Origin of the sequence: Mesorhizobium sp. M0208, from assembly GCF_040322015.1 — a bacterium.
In the GTDB taxonomy this organism is placed as follows: Bacteria; Pseudomonadota; Alphaproteobacteria; order Rhizobiales; family Rhizobiaceae; genus Mesorhizobium.
Map to the genome: position 1 here is coordinate 136,922 of NZ_JAMYSP010000002.1, position 22,037 is coordinate 158,958.

The following is a 22,037-nucleotide window of genomic DNA, read 5'->3' on the forward strand; positions in this document are numbered from 1 at the left end:
CGTGTCGAGCAAAATCGATCCGCGCTTTAGCGCATCGGCGGAACGCACATCCCTCGATGCGGGCAAGCGCGAGAAATTGCGTGCCCAGCGACGACGAACTCTACCTCTTTGAACTCTTCGCGAGCCAGTCAATCGACCTCGTCGGTGGAGAGCGACTTCACAAGCTCAATGATCTTACGGCGCACTTTCACGTCGGCGATCTTGACGAAGGCGCGGTTCAGTTGGAGCCCTTCCGGGCTGCCGCAGAATTCGACGGCGGAGGTCATCGACGCATCCTCGGCAAATCCACGGTTGCCCACGGGCTCCTGACCGGGCGCATCCTCAAAAAAGAAGGCGACGGGCACGCCGAGTATGGAGGCGATTGCCTGCAAACGGCTGGCGCCGACGCGATTGGTGCCCTTTTCGTACTTTTGGATCTGCTGGAACGTTATGCCGAGGTTTTCGCCCAGTTTTTCCTGGCTCATTCCCAGCATATTGCGGCGAAGCCGGATGCGGCTTCCGACGTGGATGTCGATCGGATTCGGCTTTTTCTTGTTTTCTTCTGTCATTTTGTCCTCGCCGAATTTTTCCGGCTTTTTCTATTTTGCTGCCCAAACGACGCCGCGGCCCGTGCCCCAACAGAACGACCTTATCGACTTCGAAAATTTTCAGGCGCTTACAGTATGAGTTTCTAATGTGTCGGCTGTCAATTCGCCCGTAGCCTTTGCCTTACGTTCAAAATGCATGCCGCTACGGCGAGCAAAAACATGATCAGCATTCCGTTAATGCGTCGTTGGCTGGAGGAAACGATGGCTTGGTTGGAGATCGGCACACGCACATCGACGGCGCCGCGTGCATCGATTGCCAGCGCGTCGACGATGCGGCCGCGCGGGTCGACAACGGCCGAAATGCCGTTATTAGCCGCGCGCAACAGGGGTACCCCATTCTCCACCGCCCGGATCTGCGCCTGCCTGAAGTGCTGGTACGGCCCTGGCGTGTCGCCGAACCAGGCGTCATTGGTGACGTTCACAATAAGCTCGGCTGACGTTGCGTCAACCGCGACGAGATCGGAGAAGATGACCTCATAGCAAATAAATGGCAGCGCTCGGATCCCGCCGGGCAGCGTGATCGGGTGCCGCTCATTGCCCGCCGCGAAGGTCATCGGACCGGCAACAAGCTGCTCAAGCCCGAAGCGGCCGAGCAGATCGGCGAAAGGCAGATATTCGCCGAAGGGCACCAGGTGGACCTTGTCCACGGCATCGACGATTTCGCCCCTGTCGTCGATCGCCACGACCGAGTTGTAGTAACGGCTGCGGGCCGCCGAGCCGCCTTCCTCGCGAACGACGCCGGCAACCAGCATCTGGCCATCGCCAAGCATCTCTCCGATGGCAGGCAAGGCATCCGGACGTTCGGTGAACAGAAACGGCACCGAGGTCTCCGGCCACAGGATCAATTGCGGCCTGTTATGGCCGGGTTCCGGTGCCTTGGCCGAAAGCCCCATCATGGTAGCGAAGATGCGGTCACGCACCGAGGCATCCCATTTTTCCGTGAGATCGACGGCAGGTTGCACGATACGGACGTCGAGGCTATGGGCCGCCGGTTTTTCGGGGGCGGCGAGCCGGATATAACCGAAGCCGGCATGGGCGGCGACGAGAACGACAAGCAACGCCGCGCCCAGGCGAAGATGCTGGCGCGCCGCAAGCAGCGCCGGCAGCGCGAAGACGAAGACCGCCAGCGCGTTCATGCCGACCATGCCGGTCACCGAGACGCTCTGCATCAGCAAAGGCACCGGCATCGCCGCATAGCCGACGGCATTCCACGGAAAGCCGGTGAACAGGAAGCCGCGCAGCCATTCCGCCAGCGCAAAGCCGAAGGCGAGCGCGGCGATGCGGCCGATGTCGTTGCTCCACAACAGCCGGGCAACCACGGCAGCGAAACCGTAAAAGAAGGCCAGCGCGAGGGGGATGCCGACCACCGCGAACGGCAAGGCCCAGGCAAAGCTGTCGGCCTCGACCAGAAGCGCCGAGCCGACCCACCAGAGACCGGCAAGAAAGTAGCCGAAACCGAACCACCAGCCGACGGCGAAAGCCGGCCGCAAGCGCCGCAGAAAACCGTCCGAGGCTTCGCCGGTCGCGCCATCGAGAAGCCACACCAGCAGTGGGAACGAAACGAAGCAGACGGCGAAGAAATCGTAAGGCGCCTGGGCAAGAACCGCCAGCGCCCCGGCAAGAAACGCCACCAGCGCGCGCCGCCAGCCCCAAAGCAGAATTATCCGGCCGGCCTGGCGCTCCATCAATGCTTCCGAGTCGTGCGAATCAGGACGCAAGATTTATCAGGCCGCGGGCTTGCCTCCAAACAAACCCTAAGCCTGCTCGGTGCGCACGGCGCGGCGCCGCCGCTCGCCCTTCAAGGTCTCGACGATGCGCACGCGCTTGACGCGGCGCGGATCGGCGTCGAGCACATGGAACTCGAAGCCGGGTATGGCCTGCACCACTTCGCCGCGCGCCGGCACCCGGCCAAGCGTATTGAAGATCATGCCGCCGATCGTGTCGACATATTCGCCGTGCTCGCCGGCGGCGAAATCCTCGCCGATCATCTTGGCGACGTCGTCGATCTCGGCCTTGCCGTCGACGATGAAGACGCCTTCGCCGGCCTGGGTGATCATCGGCTCGTCCTCGTCATGCTCGTCCTCGATGTCGCCGACTACCATCTCGACGATGTCCTCGAGCGAGACGAGGCCGTCGGTGCCGCCATATTCGTCGATGACCAGCGCCATCTGGGTGCGCGTCGTCTGCATTCGCCCCATCAGGTCGGAGGCGAGCATCGACGGCGGCACGAACAGCACCGGTCGGATCAGGTTGAGATCGCCGATGGTGCGCGCCAGATCGACCTGGGCGAGATCGAGAACCGTCGCGACCGGGGTTTTCCTGGTCGTCCTGCCCTTTCTGACGCGGGCGACCTTGGTGATATGCGCCAGCACGTCGCGGATATGAACCATGCCGCGCGGGTCGTCGAGCGTCTCCGAATAAACTGGCATGCGGGAGTGGCCGGACTGTTCGAACAGCCCCAGAAGATCGCCGAGCTTCGTCGTGATCTCGACCGCCTCGATGTCGGCGCGCGGCACCATGACGTCCTCGACCCGCACTTCGCGCAGGCGCAGGATGTTGTTGAGCATGGCGCGTTCGCCGGGCGAGAAGGATTCTGCATCGCTCGCCGTTTCGGCAAGCGCACCGGCAATCTCCTCGCGCAGGCTGGTGCCGTTGCGGTGCCTGAAAAGCCCGAGCACGCGATCGAACAGGGAAGGACCGGCAGGCGATGCCTCGCTGGCGAAGCTGCCGGTCGTGGTACTCGGACTCGAGCCCTCTTCCGTCGTTTCGGAAGGCTTGATCACACTGCCGGCGTCGGAGCGGGCGGCAGTCTCTGGTTTGTCGTTCATCATCGTCCGGTCAATTGGTCTTTTGTAATTACGTGTAGGGATCGGGAATGGCAAGCCTCGCAAGTGCTGCGCGCTCTGTCGCTTCCATCAGATCCGCTTCGGCATCCGTTTCGTGATCATAGCCCAGCAAATGCAGCAGGCCATGGATGACGAGATGGGAGATATGGTCCTCGACGGGCTTGTCTTCCAGTGCCGCCTCGCGCGCGACAGTCTCGGCGGCCAGCACGATGTCGCCGAGCATCGGCGGCAGAGGCCCGCCCCTGGTAAAGGGAAAAGCCGGAAAAGACAGGACGTTGGTGGGCTTGTCCTTGCCGCGCCAGCCGGCATTGAGCGTACGGATATGGGCATCGTCGGAGAAGACGATGCTGAGCTCGGAACGGCCGTCCGCACCGGTTTCGACAAAGGCGGCCGATACGGCGTGGTCGACCAGCCGCGTCAGCGTCGTCTCGTCGGGCCAGTCGCCCGCCTCTATGGCGATATCGATCTCGACGGGAAGCGGCCCTCCCGCCTTTTGCTCCTCAGCCATGCGGCCGCATAATCATATCAGCTTTCGACACCTAAGCCCCTGGCCAGCTTGCCGTCACGGTCGTAGGCCTTGACGATCTCGGCGACCAGCGGATGTCTGACGACGTCGCCTTCATTGAAGCGGACCGTCACCATGCCGGTAACGCCGTCGAGAATTCTCAGCGCCTCGACCAGGCCGGACTTGGTGTTCGGCGGCAGATCGATCTGGGTCGGATCACCGGTGACGATCATGCGCGAGTTCTCGCCGAGCCGGGTCAGGAACATCTTCATCTGCATCGGCGTGGTGTTCTGCGCCTCGTCGAGGATGACGGCGGCATGCGCCAGCGTACGGCCGCGCATGAACGCCAGCGGCGCGATCTCGATGACCTCGGCGGCAATCGCCCGCTCGACCTTGTCGGCCGGCATCATGTCGTAGAGCGCGTCATAGAGCGGCCGCAGATAGGGATCGACCTTCTCCTTCATGTCGCCCGGCAGAAAGCCAAGCCGTTCGCCGGCCTCGACCGCGGGGCGCGACAGCACAATGCGTTCGACCATGCCGCGTTCGAGCAGCATTGCCGCGTGCGCCACCGCCAGGTAGGTCTTTCCGGTGCCGGCCGGGCCGATGCCGAAGACGAGTTCCGACCGCTCCAGCGCGCGCATATAGGCGTCCTGGTTCAGCGAGCGGGCATAGATGGTCTTCTTGCGTGTCGATATCTGGGCGGCGGACACCTTGCCCTTGCGCTCCAGCGTCGGCAGCGTCAGCTGGTCGTCGGTGGCGATCGCCATGCGCACCGCGCCGTCGACATCGGACTGGCCGATATCAGTGCCTTTCTGCAGAATGCCGTAAAGATTGTCCAAGGCGCGGCGTGCCTGCTCGGCGGCTGAGGAAGAGCCCTTGATGGTCAATTGGTTGCCACGCGAGCGGATGTCGACGCCGAGCTTCTGCTCGAGCCTGGCCAGATTCTCGTCGAACTGGCCGTAAAGGGCGCTGGCAAGCTTGTTATTGTCGAAAGTCAGTACGATGTGCGCCATATCCGAGGCCCCGGAGGGTAGATTCTGGGGCAGGTTCTTGACTTCAGCAGCGCTCAACCGTCTCTCCTCATCTGCCGAGGCCTTCAGGCCAATTCGGCGAACAGGCTGTTGTAGCCCGCCTTCGTGATTCGTACCTGGATAATGTCACCGATTTCGCCGGCCTTTTCATCAACAATAACCGGCTGCAGCCACGGCGAGCGGCCAACCTTCTGGCCGGCCTGGCGGCCCGGCTTTTCGACCAGCGTGTCGATGGTCCTGCCGACCAGGCTTGCGCCGAAATGCTGCTGCTGTTTCAGAAGCAGCGCTTGCAATCGCTGCAGGCGCTCGTCCTTGACGGCCTCCGGCACCTGATCGTTCATTTCGGCGCCCGGCGTGCCGGGCCGCGGAGAGTATTTGAACGAGAAGGCCGAGGCATAGTTGACGTCTTCCACCAACTGCATCGTCGCCTCGAAATCCGCTTCCGTCTCACCGGGAAAGCCGACGATAAAATCGCCGGACAGTGCGATGTCGTTCCGCGCGGCACGGACGCGGTCGATCAACGTCAGGTAGTCCTTGGCCATATGCCTGCGGTTCATCGCCTTGAGTATGCGGTCCGAGCCGGATTGCACCGGTAAATGTAGATAGGGCATCAGCGCGGGCAAATCACGATGGGCGGCGATCAATTCATCGTCCATGTCGCGCGGATGGCTGGTCGTGTAGCGCAGCCGCGCCAGACCTGGAATCTCTGCGAGCCTGAACAGCAGCCGGCCAAGGCCCCATTCCTCGCTGTCTTCGCCTCTTCCATGCCAGGCGTTGACGTTCTGGCCGAGCAGCGTCACCTCGCGCACGCCGGCATCCGCCAGGCGCTCGGCTTCGGCGACGATCTGTGCCACCGGCCGCGAGACTTCCGAGCCGCGCGTATAGGGTACGACACAGAAGGTGCAGAATTTGTCGCAGCCTTCCTGAACGGTCAAGAACGCCGTCACGCCGCGCCTGATCAGTTCGGCGCGCTTGGGCTGCGGCAGATGCTCGAACTTGTCCTCGACGGCATAGTCGGTCTCGACGATCTTTTCTCCGCTCCGCGCCTTCGCCAGCACACCGGGCAGCCGGTGGTAGGTCTGCGGGCCGATGACCAGATCGACCACCGGCGAGCGACGGATGATCTCGGCGCCCTCGGCCTGCGCCACGCAGCCGGCGACGCCGACCAGCATTTCGCGCCCGGCCTTGGCACGTTCCGCCTTCAACTCACGGATGCGCCCAAGTTCGGAATAGACCTTTTCCGCCGCCTTCTCGCGGATGTGGCAGGTGTTGAGCAGCACCAGATCGGCCTCGCCAATGGCGTCTGTCGCGGCATAGCCGTCGATGGCCAGAGCATCGGTCATGCGCTGCGAATCGTAGACGTTCATCTGGCAGCCATAGGTCTTGACGAAGACCTTCCTGGTCGCGGCAGGCAGAACGACCAGGTCTTCGGCGGCAGCGCCGATGTCGTCGCGTTCTATCGTGTTCAATTCCATTTCGCGGCTTCTAGCGCCTTTCCCTGACAAAAAACAGACGAATCTGGCCGGTACCGAGCAGACTACCGGCTCGGGCGCGGTTCGGCGAGCGCCGCCTGCACCATCTCGCGCACCTGGCGTTCCATCTGCTTTGCCGTCTCCTTGCGGCTGGACCCCTTGGAGAAAGCAATCGCCTCGCCAAAATGCACCTCGACGTCGAGAGCGCCCTCGGCCATCAGCACCTTGAGGTGCGGCATCAGCTCCTCATCGCCGATCCAGGCGGCAACCGGCCGATGCCGGCGGCCGAGTGGCACGCCATGCAGGCGCGTATAAACGATCGCCACCGGCTGGATGAAGACCTGTTCGGCCGCCCCTTCAGCAATCGCCATCGTAGCGGCGCCGAACAGTGTGCTCTTGAACGGCAGGATCATGTTGCCGTCGCCGGTCGAGCCTTCGGCGAACAGCACCATGGCGTCCCCCTTGGCCATCCGGCGGGCGATCTCGCTCGCCTGGTCGCCCGACGAACGTTTGCGCTCACGTTCAATGAAGACGGTGCGTTGCAGCTTCGACAGCATGCCGATCAGCGGCCAGCCGGCCATGTCGGCTCTGGCGATGAACGTCACGTCGACCATCGATCCCAGCACCATGATGTCGGTCCAGGAGATGTGGTTGGCGGCGACCAGCAATGGGCGTTGGCCGGATAGCGCCCCTTTGACATGGATGCGCAGCCCGAGCGCCCTGATGATCATCCTGTGCCAGATCTTCAGGATGAAGGTCTCGCGCCAGAGCCCGGTCTTCATCGACAAGACCTGCAGCGGCACAAGCACCAATGAGCCGACGACAACCAGCCCCAGCGCCAGGAAAATCCTGATTTTTCCGATCATCCGCACCACCCCGGCGTTTGGCTAGCGAAGATCGCGGCGCATGACAAGGGCGCCGGTCGGGCCGTGCTCCGGCGACTTGTAATAGTTGGCGCGCTTGCCGACCTCGCGGAAGCCCAGCCGCCGGTAGAGCGCGATCGCGGCGACGTTGGTCTCGTCGACCTCAAGGAAAAGCGCCTCGGCGCGCTGTGCGTGCAGTTCACGCAGCACCGCATCCATCAATTGCCAGCCGAGCCCCCGGCGCCGGTGCGAGCGTGCCACTGCGACCGTCAGGATCTCCCCCTCGCCGGCGGCCAGCCGCGCCAGGACGAAGCCCACCGGCGGCTTGGCGCCCTGTCCGGTCTCGCGCGCGGCATAGCCGAACACCGTGTCCTGCTCGAGCAGCGCGGCGAATTCGTCGTCGGTCCACGGCCGCGCGAAATCCTCGCGATGCAGCACCGACATGGCCGCGCTGTCGGCAACCGTCAGCGGCTCGATCGCATAGTCCCTGCGACGCGGCTGGAGGAATGGAATACGCATCAGTTTTTTTGCCTGGATAGAACAAAGCCGGCCTGCGGCTTGGCGTCGGCGCCCCGCAGATAAAGCGGTTTCGGCTTTTCGCCCTCGCCGTGTTTACCGGCACCTTGGGCCGCGGCCAGCCGCGCATAGACAGCGATGTCGGCGGTGGCCGCCGTCTCACCGAGATCGAAGCTGCGTCCGGCCGCCGCGGCAATTTGGGTTGCCGCCGTGCCCGCCAGAACCGGAGAGATGTCGATCGCCATGGCTGCGGCGTGCGAGAGCGTGGTCACAGCCGGACCATAGATCAGAACCGACCTCTCATCGTAAAGTGCCGCATGGATCTCCTCGCGGCCTGCATCGAGCGCTGCGATCACGGCGCGGCGGGGAAATATCGCTGCGGTCTCTGCCGCCAGTGCCTCCAGAGTCGTCACGCCGATCGCCGGGATTTTCAGCGCCAGCGCCAGGCCGCGCGCCGCCGAGACGCCGACACGCAGTCCGGTGAAGGAGCCCGGACCGGTTGAAACGGCAATGGCGCCGAGGCTGGCATAATCGCTTCCGGCCGCCTTCAACGCGCCTTCGATGACACCCATCAGATGCTCGGCATGACCCTTGCCGAGATCGAGCACCGAACGGCCGAGTTCTTTCCCGGCCGCCGCGTCGTAGACGCAGGCGGCGCAGAGATTGGCGGCACAGTCGATGGCAAGCAACTTCATGAAGCGGCCGGTTGAGACAGTTTCGAAAACAGCTTCCCTCTGCCCGCCAGAGCTGATCCCCGCAAGGGAATAATGGATAAATCGTCAGGCGACTTGGCTTCGGCGCGGGTCCAAGAATGTAAGTTCCAACGCACGCAATCGCCACAATAGGTATCGGAACTAGCCGACCTGCTCGATACGCAGCAGGTGATTGTCCCAGACATAGTCCGGCTCGGAACGTATCGAGCCACCGGCCTCGACGATTTCGCCGGCGCCGGTCGTCGCCATGAAGCTTTCCCCATCGGGTGCAACGCCGCAGACCTCGACCAGCGCCTTGCTGGCGACGATGCGGCCGCTGGCCGTGTCGATCACGGCAAGCGAATTCCCCTCAGGCGAAGACACGGCGATGGTGCCGGCGGCAGGGTTGGCCGCGACCGAGCCGATATAATTTCTGAAGGCCGAGAGCACGTCCTGCGGCATGTCGAGCAATTTCAAGTCCATGCCGCGCGGCGCGCGGCCGAGCAGTGGGGGACGATCGGTACCCGGCCCCCTGTATTGACAGCCGAACCAGACGGTGCCGGAGCGGTCGGCATCCATATGGCGGATCGACAGTTGGTGCAGCGCTGGCGGCAATTCGTGCTTTTCGGTGAGATCGCCGGTAAGGCGGTCGACCAGAACATAGGAAGGCTTCATCGTTGCGATGTTGAGCTCGGCGCGGCCATAATCCGGATGCGTCTCGATGCCGCCATTGGCCACAGCAATCGTCCTGCCGTCGGAAAGCAGCAAAAGCTCGTGCGGGCCTGTGCCGTAGGTCGGGAACTCGCCGATGCGCTTGAATTTCGCATGCGCGTCATAGACGCCGACGACGCCGTCGGCATTGTCGAAATCGTTCTCGGTTGCGTAGAGCAGCGTGCCATCGGCCGAAAACACGCCATGGCCGAAGAAATGCCGGCCGGCAACGCTGGCAATGGTGTGCGGTTCATCGCGGCCGGTATGGTCGAAGACGACAGCAAAGGTGCCCGGCTGCCTGGCAAACACCACCGAACGCTTAGACACCGGGTCGAAGGTAACGTCGTGGCCCCGATCGGGCAGATCGATCGTGTGCAACAACTTGCCGGCCTCGGACAGGACGGCCGCGCCATAGCTGCCGTCGCGCTTGACGAAAGCCGTGGCGAAGACCGCGTCGGCGTCGAGTGTATTTGCCCAGGCCGACGGCGCCATCGCCGCCACGAAACCAGCGCCCGCGGCCCTCAGGAAATCGCGCCGATCGATCAGCGGCGTCCTCATGATCAGTCGCCATCCAGTGACGAGAACCCGGCGGTCAGGCCGAATTCGGCGGTCAGCCTGGTGCCGATCAGGGTCGTCAGGCTGGATGTCACCAGTGCGAAGTAGTCGAGCTTCTGGCGCAACGTCGGATCGGCTAGTGCCTTGTCGATCGGACCCCTGATCGCCTTGGCGGCCTCGATCCCGTTGGTGAATTGGATGTGGACCGATTCCGCCATCCAGCGTGCATCAGGCGGCAGCGCATCGCCAAGCTGGGAGGCCTGGAACAGCGCATCCATGCCCGCCAGATTGCCGGTCAGCGAGCGTGCGGTGTTCTGCGAGCGCCAATAAATCGCCTGTTTCGGTTTGTCGGCCTCCGGCTTGGCGCCCAGGAAGCCTTTCAGGCGCACGTCGCGAACCATTTCCAACTCGTTGATGAAGACGCCGACCAGTTCGGTCACCGCTTCGGTTCCGTCGTGATAGAGCGCGTTCTGCGGACCGGGATGGGCCCAGAGCGCGGCAAAGCCGTTGGGCTTGTTCCAGGCCTCGCCGACCTCGGCGGCAATCGTCTCGACATTGCCGGCAATGGCTGCACCATAGGCGCAGCGATAGGCGTCGCCCTTGCCGGCCAATTGACCGGCGTCATCGCCGTAGAGCACGAACTCCAATGCGCCGAGCCCTTGCATGGCGACACTCTTTGTCGCCAGTTGGGCCGGATCGGCGGCCGCCGGATCCTTGCCGGCCAGTGCTGCCTGCACCTGCTTCAGGCCGATGCTCTTGCGGTCCGGCCAAAACAGCATGCGCTCAAGCCGGTTGTTTTCGGCGATCGGCCCGAAACGGATGATTTCCACCACCGACCAGGCATCCACGACGCCTGAGAATTCGGCGCGTGCCGCATCGAGAGTATCTTGCGAAGGCGCCTGGCAAAGCGCGTGCATGGTCTTGGCCAAGCTGTCCGCGTGGTCATGCAGCCTGGTATAGGCCGGGCGGACGAAGCCGTCGATCGCCCGCTGGATCACATCCGAAGCCTTCACCGCGGCGGATGCCGGCAGCGCATCGGCGAGGACCAGCATCAGCGCGAGTGCAAGACGCTTCCGCATCAGAGCGACTCCAGAAACTTCATCAGCGCGGCGCGTTCGGCCGCATTGGCAGCGGCAAAGCGGTCACGCGCCTTCTCGCCCTCGCCGCCATGCCACAGGATTGCCTCGGCCAGGCTGCGTGCGCGCCCGTCATGCAGGAAGAAGGTGTTGCCGCTGACGGTCTGGGTGAGCCCGATGCCCCACAGCGGCGGCGTGCGCCATTCGCTTCCCGTGGCCTCGCCCACCGCCTGTCCGTCGGCAAGGCCGGGTCCCATGTCATGCAGCAAGAAATCGGAATAAGGCCAGATCAGCTGGAAGGCGTGCGCTCTGTTCGGGGTTCCGCGACGGGTGACGAATTTCGGCGTATGGCAGGAGATGCAGCCCATATCGTAGAACAGTTTTTTGCCGGCGAGCACATCCGGTCTGTCGAGATCGTGCCGAGCCGGCACGGCAAGGTTTTGCGAATAGAAGGTGACGAGGTCCACGACCGGCGGCGGCGCTTCGACCGGACCGAGGCGCTCCTGTACACCGTTGGGTAGGGCAAGGCAGGTCTTTTCTGCGGCGCTGCAATCGCCCCAGTGCCTCGGCACCTCAGGCGTCGAAATGCCGATATCGCCGGCAAAAGCGTCCGCCGATTGCTGACGGATCGAAGCCGCCTGCGCCTTCCAGCCGAAACGGCCGAGCGTCAGTTCACCGCTGCTGCTGTCGCGTATTATGTTGGGCCTGCCGGAAATCCCGTCACCATCGCGGTCGGTCGCATCGGCATGCGCAAGGATGTCGGCAGGAGCGATCTGCTCCACCAGGCCAAGGCCGATCATCGGCGGTGTCATGCGCGGCGACAGCGTGGTGTGCGGATCGAGCGGCCCGTAGGCGAGACCCTCGACCGAATAGCTCGGCTTGCGCAGCGACACGACGCTGCCGTCCGCCAGTTTTACTTTCTGCTCCTGATAATCGACATGCATCCTGCCTTCGCCCTGCAGGCCGGGAACGGCTAGCTCCTGAAGTTGTGTGCCATAGACCGGGTCGGGAAAGTTGAGCACCTTGTGATCGGCGAGTGCGGCTTTCTCCTCCTCGGTACTGGCTTCCCTTGCCAGGCGCAGGAACATCGAGGTGGTGCCGCTGTCGCCTTCGGGCGGATGGCCGCGGCCGTCCTTCAGATGACAGTTTTGGCAGGCGCGCTCGTTGAACAGCGGACCGAGCCCATCCGAGGCTTGTGTCGAGGATGGCGACGACACCCAGTTCTTGCGGAAAATGGCATTGCCGAGCTTGAAGGTACCCTCTTCCTCGAAGCCGATGTTGGCGGAGGATTGCGAGAAGGCATCCTTGTTGACGTCCTTCTTCGAGGTGCCGGCGCCGCCCTGCATCAATTCGAATTGCTCGGGCTTGGAGAAATCGCTGGTCGGCCTGGTGATCGCGATGACGCGCGCCAGATCCTTCGGCGTCAGATCGGTGCGGCTGGTGGCAAGCCCCGCCGGTTGCGGCGCTCCGGCCAGCGCCGAGGCTGTGAGCGTCGCCACCACGGCAAGAAAAGGGCCGCGAAGGATCCCGTACCGCGGCTTCTTCTGAGGCGGCAGGCCGCAATCTTCGGCCGGCAAGCGGCGCAAGAAATCTAGGGGGCGCCGCATTCCGGCATGTCCTTATTCCGCCTCGTCGGCCGACGCTGCGTTGAGTTGGCCGTACTTTTCCTCGCCGATGGAGGCGAGCAGGTCGAGTTGCGTCTCGAGGAAGTCGATGTGACCTTCCTCGTCAGCCAGCAATTCCTCGAACAGCTTCATCGTCACGTAGTCGCCTGCTTCGTTGCAAACCTCGCGCGAACGCTTGTAGGCGGTGCGCGCGTCATATTCGCCGGCAAGATCGGATTCGAGCACTTCCTTGACATTCTGCCCGATACGCAGCGGCGCCACGGACTGCAGGTTCGGATGGCCCTCAAGGAAGATGATGCGCGCCACGAGCCGGTCGGCATGGTGCATTTCTTCGATCGATTCAGCGCGTTCCTTCTTCGCCAGCTTGGCGTATCCCCAGTCTTCCAGCAGCCGGAAATGCACCCAATATTGATTGACCGCTCCAAGTTCCAGAAACAGAGCCTCGTTAAGCCGCTCTATGATCTGCTGTTCGCCTTTCATGGATTCTGCTCCCGTATTGGACGCGCAGGCCTCTGACGCGATCCAGGTGTGAAACGATGTCCACGCCGCTCGCCGCCGAGCGGGCGTGATAATTTTCGGTGACCCGAATGATCGTTTCGACCACATTTGGGAAGCAGCCGCAACAGCGACCGCGCTTGTGCATGGCATGGTAGACCTTCGCCGGCACGATCAGCTGCCAGGGGTCCTCATCCAGCAGTCCGACGATCGTCTGCTCTATCTCCTTTTCGGTGATGATGTTGCAATGGCAGATCAGCATTTGTCGCTCTGGCTAACGGCGCTCATTGCGCCGCGTGGCTGTTGGTTTCGAAGTTTACTGGAACACCTTGTCCGGTGAATCGAGGCTGTCCGAGCCCTCGAAGGCGATGGCATTGAGCTTCAGGGTGCCGACGGCGCGTTCGATCGACTTGGTCTGATCGACCAGCGCGTCGATCGCCGCCTGCACGGTGGCGTTGCCGTCAGCGTTACCCTCGGCGATCTGCTGGTCATAGGCCTCGCCGGCAAGCGCCCGCGCCTTGATGGCCTCCATCTTGGCGATGGTGATATCCAGTTTAGCCGACAATTCCTTGTCGATCGCCGGATCGGCCGCCTTGACCATGTCGGCCACCGACGGCCCCTCGACGACAGTGCCGTCAAGCCGCGTGTAGCTGCCGTGATAGGCGGCACGGATGCCGATCGCATCGTAGAGATGGGAGTTGTAGGTGTTGTCGGAGAAGCAATCATGCTCCTCTTCCGGATCGTGCAGCAAAAGGCCGAGCTTCATCCGCTCGCCGGCGAGTTCGCCATAGGACAGCGAGCCCATCCCGGTGAAGATGGTCGAAATGGCGGCGTTCGGCTCGCCATCGACAAGGTTCTTGCGGGCGGCGCCGCCTTCCTTCCAGTAGTCGACCATATCCTTTAGATCGGAAACCAGAAGGTCGCTCGCCGATTTCAGGTATCGCGCCCGACGGTCGCAATTGCCGCCGGTGCAATTGGCGAGGTCGTAATCGGTGTAGGGCCGCTCGCCGGCGCCCGGACCGGTTCCGTGCAGGTCCTGACCCCAAAGCAGGAATTCGATGGCGTGATAGCCGGTCGCCACATTGGCCTCGATACCGCCGGCCTCCTGCAGGGTGCCGGAGAGGAACTCCGGCGTCAGATTGGTGGCGTCGACCTTCTTGCCGTTGATCTCGATCGACTTATTGGCGATCACATTGGCGGTGTATAAAGCGTTGGCATCCGACTCGGTGCCGTAGCCCTTGGCGACATAGTCGATCAAGCCCTCGTCGAGCGGCCAGGAGTTCACCTTGCCTTCCCAGTCGTCGACGATGGCATTGCCGAAGCGATAGACCTCGGTCTGCTGATAGGGAACGCGCGATGCCTTCCAGGCCTCGCGGGCGGCGTTCAGCGTCTCGGCCGATGGCTTGGCGAGCAGCGCATCGACAGCCTTGTCGAGCGCCTCGGCCGTGATCAGCGAATCCTCGTATTTGGCGAGCGCGATGTCGGAATAGGTCTTGATGACCGCCTTGGCATCGGTTTGCGCCTTGGCCGGCAGCACGAACACAGCCGCCGTGAGCATCGCGGTGGCCCCGATCGCCGCAAGCCTGCCGCCATACCGTGCCCTGATCATCGTTCTCATGACTGTCTCTCCTCGGGAATCAATGAAATGCCGGCGCCGCGGCGGGCAGCTGCCAGCGGGCAAAGAAGGGTCGCGCCATCGCGCGGTTCGCGGAAGAAAGACACCGAAATGCCTCCAATCGAAAGGGTTCAAGGCCCAGACATCAAAGGGATGCGCTGACGCGCGAGCTTCCATAAAACGGCGAAGACACCGGATGTCAACTGGTGGCGTAGAAAAAATTCAATTGAAACAATAGTTTAGAATTATTCTAAACTAGAACTGTCAACTTTAACACCGATGTATAGGAATGCCGGCGCATGACGCGGTTGACAGGCGGCCGTTCCGGGTGCGACCCGGATCGGCGCTCTTGCGGCGGGACCAGACAATCGCCACCTGGCGTGACGTCCTAGATTTGGGTGAGGAATCGGGCTGTTATGAAGATCGGGGTCGTCATTGTCGGTGCGGGTCATGCGGGCGTGCAAGCGGCCGCCAGTCTGCGCGAAGAAGGCTATGACGGGCCGGTAATCCTGATCGGCGACGAAGACGAATTGCCCTACCACAAGCCGCCGCTGTCGAAGACCTTCATCAAGGATCAGCAAGCAAAGCCGCAACCGTTGCGCGGCGAGGCTTTTTATACCGGCAGCGCCATCGACTACCGGCCAGGCCTGCGGGTCGAGCGGATCGACGTCGCCGGCCGCCGGCTGGAGATATCAGGCGGCGTGCTGCCGTTCGACCGGCTGATCCTCGCCACCGGCGCGCGTCCGCGCCTGCTGCCGCTGCCGGGGTCGGAGCTTTCTGGCGTTGTGTCGCTGCGCTCGCTCAGTGATGCCCGCCTGATCCGCGAATTAAGCGCGCAAAGCGAGGAGGTCGTCATCCTCGGCGGCGGCTTCATCGGCCTTGAGATTGCCGCAACGCTCACCGCCGCCGGCCGCAAGGTCACGGTGGTCGAGGCGGTCGACCGGCTGCTCGGGCGCGCCGTCGCGCCGGTCATCGCCGGCCATGTGCGCCAGCGGCTGGAGGCGACCGGTGTGCGCATCCTTACCGGCACCACCATCGAACGGCTGGAGGGCGAGAACGGCCGTGTTTCGGCTGCAATCACCTCATCTGGCGAAAGATTGCCGGCGCAGATGGTCGTCATCGGCATTGGCGTCGTGCCGAATGTCGAATTGGCCGAAGCCGCCGGCATTGCCATCGCCAACGGCATCCGCGTCGACCAGCAGATGCGCACGTCGGTGCCGGAAATCCTCGCCATCGGCGACGCGGCGTCCTACCGGCACTGGTTCACAGGCGGCGACGTGCGGCTGGAATCGGTGCAGAACGCCACCGACCAGGCGCGGCTCGCCGCTCGCACCATTGCCGGCCACACCGACAATTACTCGGCGGTGCCGTGGTTCTGGTCCGATATCGGCGACATGAAGCTGCAGATGGTCGGCCTGATTGCGGGCGGCGACAGCCATCTCGTGCTGGGCGACGTGGCCGAGAACAAATTCTCTATCTACCACTATGCCGGAAGCCGGCTGCTCGGCATCGAATCGGTCAACCGGCCCGGCGACCACATGCTTGGCCGCAAGATGCTCGGCGCCGGCTTTTCGCCGTCGCCGCAGATTGTCGCGACTGGGCCCGACGGGCTGAAGGCGGCGCTCGCCGCCTTCCAGGAAGAAGAGCCTGTCCGCGCTGCGGGATAAGATCAAACCCAATCACCCTGAATGACCTAGTCTAGTTCGACCGGGAGCTGACCTTCAAACATATAGCGAAGTAAAGGAAACAGCGGTATTTTGACCAATTGAAATCGTCGGGGGGTGCTCATGGCTCTATATGTCATTGGCGCAGGCATGGGTCGCACTGGCACATATTCGCTGAAGCTCGCGTTGGAGCATCTTGGGTTCGGGCCGTGTCATCACATGGCAGATGTCCACGCCAATCCCGAGCAGAAGACGCTGTGGCGCGCAGCCGGCCAGGGACAACTCCCGACCTGGGATGCGGCATATGCCGGCTATCTTTCCGCGGTCGATTGGCCAACGGCGCATTTTTGGCGCGAAGTGAGTGACCACTACCCTGATGCGAAGGTTATCCTGACAGTTCGTGACCCCGAAGCCTGGTATGACAGCATGGCGTAAACAATAGGGCTCACGATGGATGCTGCTACCAATGATCCACAGTCCTTTGGTGTGGCGGTGATTGGAAACACTGTCTTTGGCGGTCGATTTGATAACCGTGATCACGCAATCGCTGTCTATGAAGCACATAACGCTTCCGTGAAATCAACGCTGCCACCTGAACGCCTTCTCACTTATCAGGCCTCCGAAGGGTGGGAGCCGCTTTGTGCCTTTCTCGGTGTACAGTTGCCTTCCGAACCGTTTCCACGCACCAATTCGACTGCCGAATTTCGTGCTCGCATAGGGCGTTGAACGGCGGCTTGCCGCCTATCTCGGCCTTCGCCGCAGTTGAATCCCAGGCCATATCCTCGCCGCTTAGGCGGCGCGGGCGTCGCGGATCGAACTTTCCAGGATGTCGAGCGCCTCGTTCATGACGCCGTCCTGGATGGTGATCGGCGCGAGGAAGCGGATGACGTTGCCGTAGACGCCGCAGGTCAGCAGGATCAGACCCTTGTCGAGCGCCTTCAGCCGGACCGCATTGGCGAGTTCCGGCGACGGCAGGCCCTTCGTCACATCGTTGAACTCGACCGCGTTCATAAAGCCGGGGCCCCTGATATCGACGATCTCCGGCGCTTCGTCACGGATCGATTGCAGGCGCTGCTTCAGACGGTTGCCCAGCGTGTTGGCGCGGTCGCAGAGCTTCTCCTCGTCGATGACGTCAAGCACGGCATGCGCCGCGGCGACGCCGATCGGACTGCCGCCATAGGTGCCGCCGAGCCCGCCGGGGTTCGGCGCATCCATGATCTCGGCACGTCCGGTGACCGCCGCCAGCGGAAAGCCGCCGGCAAGGCTCTTGGCCATGGTGGTGATGTCGGCCGCCACCTCGTGGTGGTCCATGGCGAACATCTTGCCGGTGCGGGCAAAGCCGGTCTGCACCTCGTCGGCGATCAGCAGCATGCCATGCTGGTCGCAGATCTTGCGCAATGCGGTCATGAAGTCGCGCGGCGCCTCGTAGAAGCCGCCCTCGCCCTGCACCGGCTCGACGATGATGGCGGCGACGCGGGCCGGATCGACATCGGCCTTGAACAGCCGGTCGAGCGCCGCCATCGAATCGGCGACCGAGACGCCGTGCAGCGCCACCGGGAACGGCGCATGGAAGACATCCGCCGGCATGGCGCCGAAGCCGACCTTGTAGGGCACGACCTTGCCGGTCAGTGCCATGCCCATGAAGGTGCGGCCGTGAAAGCCGCCGGAAAAAGCGATGACCGCCGGCCGGCCGGTGGCGTTACGGGCAATCTTGATAGCGTTCTCGACCGCCTCGGCGCCGGTGGTGACAAAAATCGTCTTCTTGTCGAACTTGCCGGGCAGCATGCCGTTCAGCCGTTCGGCCAGCCGGATATAGCTCTCGTAGGGCACGACCTGGTAGCAGGTATGGGTGAAGCGGTCGAGCTGCGCCTTGACCGCTTCGATCACCCTAGGGTGACGGTGGCCAGTGTTGACGACAGCGATACCGGACGAAAAATCGATATAGCGGCCGCCTTCGACGTCCCAGATTTCCGAGTTTTCGGCGCGATCGGCATAGATCTGAGTGGTCATGCCGACGCCGCGCGAAATCGACTGGTTCTTGCGTTCGGAAATGGCTGAATTTGTCATCGTATCCCTCACCGGACCGGCGCCCGCTCTCGTTTGATGGCTGTTGAGACTCTTTTGGGCTTATTTCAGGTTTTCCTCAAGTTGGCACCGTCGCCCGGCGATTGGGCCTGTCGATGCCGGTGTCGGCAACCGAAGGCCCGTCGCTCATGCCGTCCTGACAAACCCCTCGCTCGCCCTCAGCAGATTGCGCGTGTAGTCCTTGGTGACGCGGCGCTCGACGAGGTCGCCGGCGGTGAGGTGCTCGACCGCCTCGCCGTTCTGCATCACCATCAGCCGCTCGCACATATGGGTGATGATGGCGAGGTCGTGGCTGACCATCAGGAAGGTCAGCTTGCGCCGCCGCCGGATCTCCTCCAGCAGGTTCAGCACCTCCGCCTGCACCGAAGCGTCGAGCGCCGAGGTCGGCTCATCGAGCAGCAGGATCGACGGTTCGAGGATCAGGGCACGGGCGATTGCCACGCGCTGGCGCTGGCCGCCGGACAATTGATGCGAATAGCGAAAACGGAAGCCGGTGCCCAGGCCGACCTCGTCCAGCGTCCGCTGGATGCGCTTTTCGCCGTCAGCAAAGCCGTGAATGGCGAGCGGCTCCTGCAGCAGGCGGTCGACGGTCTGGCGCGGGTGCAGCGAGCCGTATGGGTCCTGGAAGACCATCTGCACCTCGCGGTAGAACGCCTTGTCGCGGCGGGCGCCGAGCTGTTTGCCGTTGACGGCGATGGTGCCCGAAGCGGCCGGGGCCAGGCCGGCGATTGCCCTGAGTAACGTCGACTTGCCGGAGCCGGACTCGCCGACCAGGCCGAAGGATTCACCGGATTCGACTTCGAGGCTGACGCCCTTCAGCGCGCGAAAACGGTCGAAGACCACCTCCAGCCGGTCAACGGAAAGGGCTGCCGTCATGCCGCCCACTCCGGCTTGCGGTCGAGCACCGGCAGCGGGTGACGGTCGGCGCCGATCTTGGGCATGCAGTTGAGCAGGCCGCGCGTATAGGGATGCTGGGCACGGCCGAGCTCCGAGGCTTTGAGCTGTTCGACCACCTTGCCGGCATACATGACGATGACACGATCGCAGAAAGATGAGACCAAGCGCAGGTCGTGCGAGATGAAGATTAGTCCCATGCCGCGCTCGCTGACCAGCCGGTCGAGGATGCCGAGCACGTCGAGCTGCACAGTGACGTCGAGTGCCGAGGTCGGCTCATCGGCGATCATCATCTCCGGCCCGGCGATCAGCATCATGGCGATCATGGCGCGCTGGCCCATGCCGCCGGAAACCTCGTGCGGATGCAGGTCGAAGACACGGGCCGGATCGCGGATCTGCACAGCCTCCAGCATGGCAAGCGCGCGGTCGCGGGCTTCGGCCTTGGAGACTTTCTCATGCGTGCGCAGTGTCTCGACGATCTGGCGGCCGATGCTCATCACCGGGTCGAGCGAATATTTCGGATCCTGCAGGATCATGGCGATACGCTTGCCGCGCAGTGCGCGGCGCTCGCGCGGCGAGGCGGCCAGCAGGTCGATGCCGTCGAAAGCAAGCGTCTTTGCGGTCACCTCGGCCTGCGGCGGGGTGACGCCCATAATGGCGCGGCCGGTCTGCGACTTGCCCGAACCGCTCTCGCCGACGATGCCGAGCCGTTCGCGGCCGAGCGAGAAGGAAACGCCGCGCACTGCCTCGATCAGGCCGGTGCGCGTCGGGAAGGTGACGCGCAGGTCGTCGACTTCGAGAAGCGTGCTCATTGGTCACCGCTTCGCGGATCAAGCGCGTCGCGCAGGCCGTCGCCGAGCAAGTTGAAGCCGAGACTGACGATGAGGATGGCAAAGCCCGGCGCGCCCGCCACCCACCACTGGTCGAGCACGAAGCGTCGGCCCGACGCGATCATCGCGCCCCATTCCGGCAGCGGCGGCTGCGCGCCGAGGCCGAGGAAGCCGAGGCCGGCGGCGGTCAGGATGATGCCGGCCATGTCGAGCGTCACCCGGATGATCAGCGAGGAGATGCAGAGCGGCATTATGTGGCGAAGCACGATGCGGAACGGCGAAGCGCCCATCAACTGCACCGCCTTGATATAGTCGGAATTGCGCACCGTCAGCGTTTCGGCGCGGGCAATGCGGGCATAGGGCGGCCACGAGGTGATGGCGATGGCAAGCACCGCGTTTTCGATGCCGGGGCCGAGCGCGGCGACAAAGGCCAGCGCCAGGATCAGCTTCGGAAAGGCGAGAAAGATGTCGGTGATGCGCATCAGAATCGCATCGGTCCAGCCGCCGGCATAGCCGGCAACGGTGCCGACCAGCAAGCCGATGGGCGCGGCGATGATGGCGACCAGAATGACGACATAGAGCGTCCAACGCGAACCGAAGATGATGCGCGAATAGATATCGCGGCCGAGATCGTCGGTGCCGAACCAGTGCGCGGCACTTGGCGCCAGCAGCCGCGAGCCCTTGAGGTCGCCGAATGTCGGCGAATAGGGCGCCAGCACGTCGGCGAAGGCCGCGACCACCAGCAGGGCGATGATGATGAGCAGACCGATGAATGCCAGCCGGTTGGCGGAAAAGCGCCGCCAGGCCACATAGGCGCGGCCGAGCCTTGCCTGCACGCGCGACGCCGGCCGCTCGCTGAGCAGCCAATCACGGCGGGTTTGAATCGCTTCTGCGCTCATCCTGCCTTGGTCCTTGGGTCGAGCAGCCGGTAGAGCAGGTCGGACAAAAGATTGATGCCGATGAAGACCGAGCCGATGATGATCGTGCCGCCAAGCACGGCATTCATGTCGGCGTTCTGCAGCGAGTTGGTGATGTAGAGGCCGATGCCCGGCCACGAAAACACCGTCTCGGTCAGCACCGAGCCTTCGAGCAGCCCGGCATAGGACAGAGCGATCACCGTAACCATCGGCACCGCGGCGTTGCGCAGCGCGTGACCCCAGATGATGCGCGTTTCCGACAGGCCCTTGGCGCGCGCCGCCACGATGTATTCCTGGGTGAGTTCGTTCAGCATGAAGGAGCGCGTCATGCGGCTGATGTAGGCGAGCGAGAAATAGCCGAGCAGCGAGGCAGGCAGGATGATGTGGCGGAAGGCATCGGCAAATACGTCCCACTGCCGCTGCCAGAGTGCATCCAGCAGGTAAAAGCCGGTAATCGGCGTGAAGGTGTATTCGTAGACGATATCGAGGCGGCCGGGAAAGGCGACCCATTGCAGCTTGGCGTAGAACAGCACCAGCGCCAGCAGCCCCAGCCAGAAGATCGGCACGGAATAGCCGACAAGACCGATGATGCGCACGATCTGGTCGATGATGCTGCCGCGCCGCACGGCCGCCAGCACACCAAGCGGCACGCCGATCACCGAACCGATCAGCGTCCCCAGTGTTGCCAGTTCCAGCGTCGCCGGAAAGGCGCGGCGGATGTCCGTCATCACCGGATTGGTGGTCAGCACCGAGGTGCCGAAATCACCATTCAAGGCATGTTTGACATAGATGTAGAACTGCTCGACCAACGGCAGGTCGAGACCCATCTCGCGGCGCGTTCGTTCGACGACATTGGTCGGCGCCCGGTCGCCGAGCACCGCCAGCACCGGGTCGATCGGGATCACCCGGCCGATGAAGAAGGTCACCGCGAGCAGACCGAGATAAGTCGTTATCGCGATGACCAGGAACCGGGCGATCGATGAGGCAACGGCAACGGCGCGAGCGCTGCCGCGCCCCGCCGTTGTTTCCCTTTCAGCCAAGCTCATGCGGCGCGTCCG

General features: G+C 63.3%; 21 protein-coding genes and 1 pseudogene. 2 read left to right on the forward strand and 20 right to left on the reverse strand.

Annotation, left to right across the window (positions count from 1 at the left end; all coding sequences use genetic code 11):
* Positions 1 to 128: 128 nt before the first annotated feature.
* The 15 genes from NKJ17_RS02710 to NKJ17_RS02780 all read right to left on the reverse strand — a co-directional run bounded on the left by NKJ17_RS02710 (position 129) and on the right by NKJ17_RS02780 (position 14,583).
* Complete coding sequence (locus NKJ17_RS02710) at positions 129 to 548, reverse strand: helix-turn-helix domain-containing protein (protein ID WP_023676895.1); 420 nt, start codon at positions 546 to 548, stop codon at positions 129 to 131.
* Between the two features lie 137 nt (positions 549 to 685).
* Positions 686 to 2,272 carry an apolipoprotein N-acyltransferase gene (gene lnt / locus NKJ17_RS02715; RefSeq protein ID WP_352686826.1) on the reverse strand — a complete coding sequence of 529 codons (1,587 nt, stop codon included), beginning with the start codon at positions 2,270 to 2,272 and terminating at the stop codon, positions 686 to 688.
* Between the two features lie 69 nt (positions 2,273 to 2,341).
* Positions 2,342 to 3,415, reverse strand: coding sequence for a hemolysin family protein (locus tag NKJ17_RS02720; protein WP_352448597.1), 1,074 nt, complete (start codon positions 3,413 to 3,415; stop codon positions 2,342 to 2,344).
* Positions 3,416 to 3,443: 28 nt separating this feature from the next.
* Complete coding sequence (gene ybeY / locus NKJ17_RS02725; RefSeq protein WP_352506137.1) at positions 3,444 to 3,941, reverse strand: rRNA maturation RNase YbeY; 498 nt, start codon at positions 3,939 to 3,941, stop codon at positions 3,444 to 3,446.
* 17 nt (positions 3,942 to 3,958) lie between these two features.
* Entirely contained in the window at positions 3,959 to 4,951 is a 993-nt protein-coding gene (locus tag NKJ17_RS02730) for a PhoH family protein (RefSeq protein ID WP_352464821.1), read from the reverse strand.
* Positions 4,952 to 5,034: 83 nt separating this feature from the next.
* Entirely contained in the window at positions 5,035 to 6,444 is a 1,410-nt protein-coding gene (gene miaB, locus NKJ17_RS02735; protein ID WP_352686829.1) for a tRNA (N6-isopentenyl adenosine(37)-C2)-methylthiotransferase MiaB, read from the reverse strand.
* Between the two features lie 62 nt (positions 6,445 to 6,506).
* On the reverse strand, positions 6,507 to 7,307 hold the full coding sequence (olsA, locus tag NKJ17_RS02740) for a lyso-ornithine lipid O-acyltransferase (RefSeq protein WP_352506135.1): 801 nt from the start codon (positions 7,305 to 7,307) through the stop codon (positions 6,507 to 6,509).
* Positions 7,308 to 7,328: 21 nt separating this feature from the next.
* Positions 7,329 to 7,823: a ribosomal protein S18-alanine N-acetyltransferase gene (gene rimI / locus NKJ17_RS02745; protein WP_254816257.1), complete on the reverse strand. Its 495-nt coding sequence runs from the start codon at positions 7,821 to 7,823 to the stop codon at positions 7,329 to 7,331.
* Positions 7,823 to 8,515, reverse strand: coding sequence for a tRNA (adenosine(37)-N6)-threonylcarbamoyltransferase complex dimerization subunit type 1 TsaB (gene tsaB, locus NKJ17_RS02750; protein WP_352506134.1), 693 nt, complete (start codon positions 8,513 to 8,515; stop codon positions 7,823 to 7,825). Before tsaB ends, rimI begins: the two co-directional genes overlap by 1 nt.
* A gap of 159 nt (positions 8,516 to 8,674) precedes the next feature.
* Positions 8,675 to 9,781, reverse strand: coding sequence for a DUF1513 domain-containing protein (locus tag NKJ17_RS02755; protein WP_352506133.1), 1,107 nt, complete (start codon positions 9,779 to 9,781; stop codon positions 8,675 to 8,677).
* Between the two features lie 2 nt (positions 9,782 to 9,783).
* Positions 9,784 to 10,857 (reverse strand): imelysin family protein, encoded by a 1,074-nt coding sequence (locus NKJ17_RS02760; protein ID WP_352644427.1) that lies wholly within the window; start codon positions 10,855 to 10,857, stop codon positions 9,784 to 9,786.
* Positions 10,857 to 12,461, reverse strand: a complete 1,605-nt coding sequence (locus tag NKJ17_RS02765) for a di-heme oxidoreductase family protein (RefSeq protein WP_352506131.1) — start codon at positions 12,459 to 12,461, stop codon at positions 10,857 to 10,859. Before NKJ17_RS02765 ends, NKJ17_RS02760 begins: the two co-directional genes overlap by 1 nt.
* A gap of 12 nt (positions 12,462 to 12,473) precedes the next feature.
* Positions 12,474 to 12,959 (reverse strand): bacterioferritin, encoded by a 486-nt coding sequence (bfr, locus tag NKJ17_RS02770; RefSeq protein WP_023676883.1) that lies wholly within the window; start codon positions 12,957 to 12,959, stop codon positions 12,474 to 12,476.
* Entirely contained in the window at positions 12,925 to 13,236 is a 312-nt protein-coding gene (locus tag NKJ17_RS02775) for a (2Fe-2S)-binding protein (protein WP_352506130.1), read from the reverse strand. Before NKJ17_RS02775 ends, bfr begins: the two co-directional genes overlap by 35 nt.
* Positions 13,237 to 13,290: 54 nt before the next feature.
* Positions 13,291 to 14,583, reverse strand: a complete 1,293-nt coding sequence (locus NKJ17_RS02780; RefSeq protein ID WP_352506229.1) for an imelysin family protein — start codon at positions 14,581 to 14,583, stop codon at positions 13,291 to 13,293.
* Positions 14,584 to 15,005: 422 nt separating this feature from the next.
* Here NKJ17_RS02780 and NKJ17_RS02785 point away from each other — a divergent pair, with 422 nt between their 5' ends.
* Together NKJ17_RS02785 and NKJ17_RS02790 are read left to right on the forward strand one after the other, a co-directional pair.
* On the forward strand, positions 15,006 to 16,256 hold the full coding sequence (locus NKJ17_RS02785; protein WP_352506129.1) for an NAD(P)/FAD-dependent oxidoreductase: 1,251 nt from the start codon (positions 15,006 to 15,008) through the stop codon (positions 16,254 to 16,256).
* Positions 16,257 to 16,376: 120 nt separating this feature from the next.
* Positions 16,377 to 16,979, forward strand: a pseudogene (locus NKJ17_RS02790) (sulfotransferase family protein).
* A 63-nt stretch (positions 16,980 to 17,042) separates the two neighbouring features.
* Here NKJ17_RS02790 and NKJ17_RS02795 read toward each other — a convergent pair.
* The 5 genes from NKJ17_RS02795 to NKJ17_RS02815 form a co-directional block, all read right to left on the reverse strand.
* Entirely contained in the window at positions 17,043 to 18,320 is a 1,278-nt protein-coding gene (locus tag NKJ17_RS02795; RefSeq protein WP_352686833.1) for a 4-aminobutyrate--2-oxoglutarate transaminase, read from the reverse strand.
* A gap of 144 nt (positions 18,321 to 18,464) precedes the next feature.
* Positions 18,465 to 19,214 carry an ABC transporter ATP-binding protein gene (locus NKJ17_RS02800; RefSeq protein WP_352686836.1) on the reverse strand — a complete coding sequence of 250 codons (750 nt, stop codon included), beginning with the start codon at positions 19,212 to 19,214 and terminating at the stop codon, positions 18,465 to 18,467.
* Positions 19,211 to 20,044, reverse strand: coding sequence for an ABC transporter ATP-binding protein (locus NKJ17_RS02805; protein ID WP_254816190.1), 834 nt, complete (start codon positions 20,042 to 20,044; stop codon positions 19,211 to 19,213). Before NKJ17_RS02805 ends, NKJ17_RS02800 begins: the two co-directional genes overlap by 4 nt.
* Positions 20,041 to 20,961 (reverse strand): nickel transporter permease, encoded by a 921-nt coding sequence (nikC, locus tag NKJ17_RS02810; RefSeq protein WP_352686838.1) that lies wholly within the window; start codon positions 20,959 to 20,961, stop codon positions 20,041 to 20,043. Before nikC ends, NKJ17_RS02805 begins: the two co-directional genes overlap by 4 nt.
* Positions 20,958 to 22,025 carry an ABC transporter permease gene (locus tag NKJ17_RS02815; RefSeq protein WP_352686841.1) on the reverse strand — a complete coding sequence of 356 codons (1,068 nt, stop codon included), beginning with the start codon at positions 22,023 to 22,025 and terminating at the stop codon, positions 20,958 to 20,960. The genes nikC and NKJ17_RS02815 overlap by 4 nt, the downstream gene beginning before the upstream one ends.
* Positions 22,026 to 22,037: the final 12 nt, after the last annotated feature.

Excerpts from the sequence above, each read along its gene's own strand:
- tsaB (WP_352506134.1), bottom strand. The coding sequence starts at position 8,515 with ATGAAGTTGCTTGCCATCGACTGTGCCGCCAATCTCTGCGCCGCCTGC.
- NKJ17_RS02785 (WP_352506129.1), top strand. The coding sequence starts at position 15,006 with ATGAAGATCGGGGTCGTCATTGTCGGTGCGGGTCATGCGGGCGTGCAA.
- NKJ17_RS02795 (WP_352686833.1), bottom strand. The coding sequence starts at position 18,320 with ATGACAAATTCAGCCATTTCCGAACGCAAGAACCAGTCGATTTCGCGC.
- NKJ17_RS02775 (WP_352506130.1), bottom strand. The coding sequence starts at position 13,236 with ATGCTGATCTGCCATTGCAACATCATCACCGAAAAGGAGATAGAGCAG.
- lnt (WP_352686826.1), bottom strand. The coding sequence starts at position 2,272 with ATGGAGCGCCAGGCCGGCCGGATAATTCTGCTTTGGGGCTGGCGGCGC.
- nikC (WP_352686838.1), bottom strand. The coding sequence starts at position 20,961 with ATGAGCGCAGAAGCGATTCAAACCCGCCGTGATTGGCTGCTCAGCGAG.
- NKJ17_RS02760 (WP_352644427.1), bottom strand. The coding sequence starts at position 10,857 with ATGCGGAAGCGTCTTGCACTCGCGCTGATGCTGGTCCTCGCCGATGCG.
- miaB (WP_352686829.1), bottom strand. The coding sequence starts at position 6,444 with ATGGAATTGAACACGATAGAACGCGACGACATCGGCGCTGCCGCCGAA.
- NKJ17_RS02755 (WP_352506133.1), bottom strand. The coding sequence starts at position 9,781 with ATGAGGACGCCGCTGATCGATCGGCGCGATTTCCTGAGGGCCGCGGGC.
- rimI (WP_254816257.1), bottom strand. The coding sequence starts at position 7,823 with ATGCGTATTCCATTCCTCCAGCCGCGTCGCAGGGACTATGCGATCGAG.
- NKJ17_RS02780 (WP_352506229.1), bottom strand. The coding sequence starts at position 14,583 with ATGATCAGGGCACGGTATGGCGGCAGGCTTGCGGCGATCGGGGCCACC.
- ybeY (WP_352506137.1), bottom strand. The coding sequence starts at position 3,941 with ATGGCTGAGGAGCAAAAGGCGGGAGGGCCGCTTCCCGTCGAGATCGAT.
- bfr (WP_023676883.1), bottom strand. The coding sequence starts at position 12,959 with ATGAAAGGCGAACAGCAGATCATAGAGCGGCTTAACGAGGCTCTGTTT.
- NKJ17_RS02720 (WP_352448597.1), bottom strand. The coding sequence starts at position 3,415 with ATGAACGACAAACCAGAGACTGCCGCCCGCTCCGACGCCGGCAGTGTG.
- olsA (WP_352506135.1), bottom strand. The coding sequence starts at position 7,307 with ATGATCGGAAAAATCAGGATTTTCCTGGCGCTGGGGCTGGTTGTCGTC.
- NKJ17_RS02710 (WP_023676895.1), bottom strand. The coding sequence starts at position 548 with ATGACAGAAGAAAACAAGAAAAAGCCGAATCCGATCGACATCCACGTC.
- NKJ17_RS02805 (WP_254816190.1), bottom strand. The coding sequence starts at position 20,044 with ATGAGCACGCTTCTCGAAGTCGACGACCTGCGCGTCACCTTCCCGACG.
- NKJ17_RS02730 (WP_352464821.1), bottom strand. The coding sequence starts at position 4,951 with ATGGCGCACATCGTACTGACTTTCGACAATAACAAGCTTGCCAGCGCC.
- NKJ17_RS02765 (WP_352506131.1), bottom strand. The coding sequence starts at position 12,461 with ATGCGGCGCCCCCTAGATTTCTTGCGCCGCTTGCCGGCCGAAGATTGC.
- NKJ17_RS02800 (WP_352686836.1), bottom strand. The coding sequence starts at position 19,214 with ATGACGGCAGCCCTTTCCGTTGACCGGCTGGAGGTGGTCTTCGACCGT.
- NKJ17_RS02815 (WP_352686841.1), bottom strand. The coding sequence starts at position 22,025 with ATGAGCTTGGCTGAAAGGGAAACAACGGCGGGGCGCGGCAGCGCTCGC.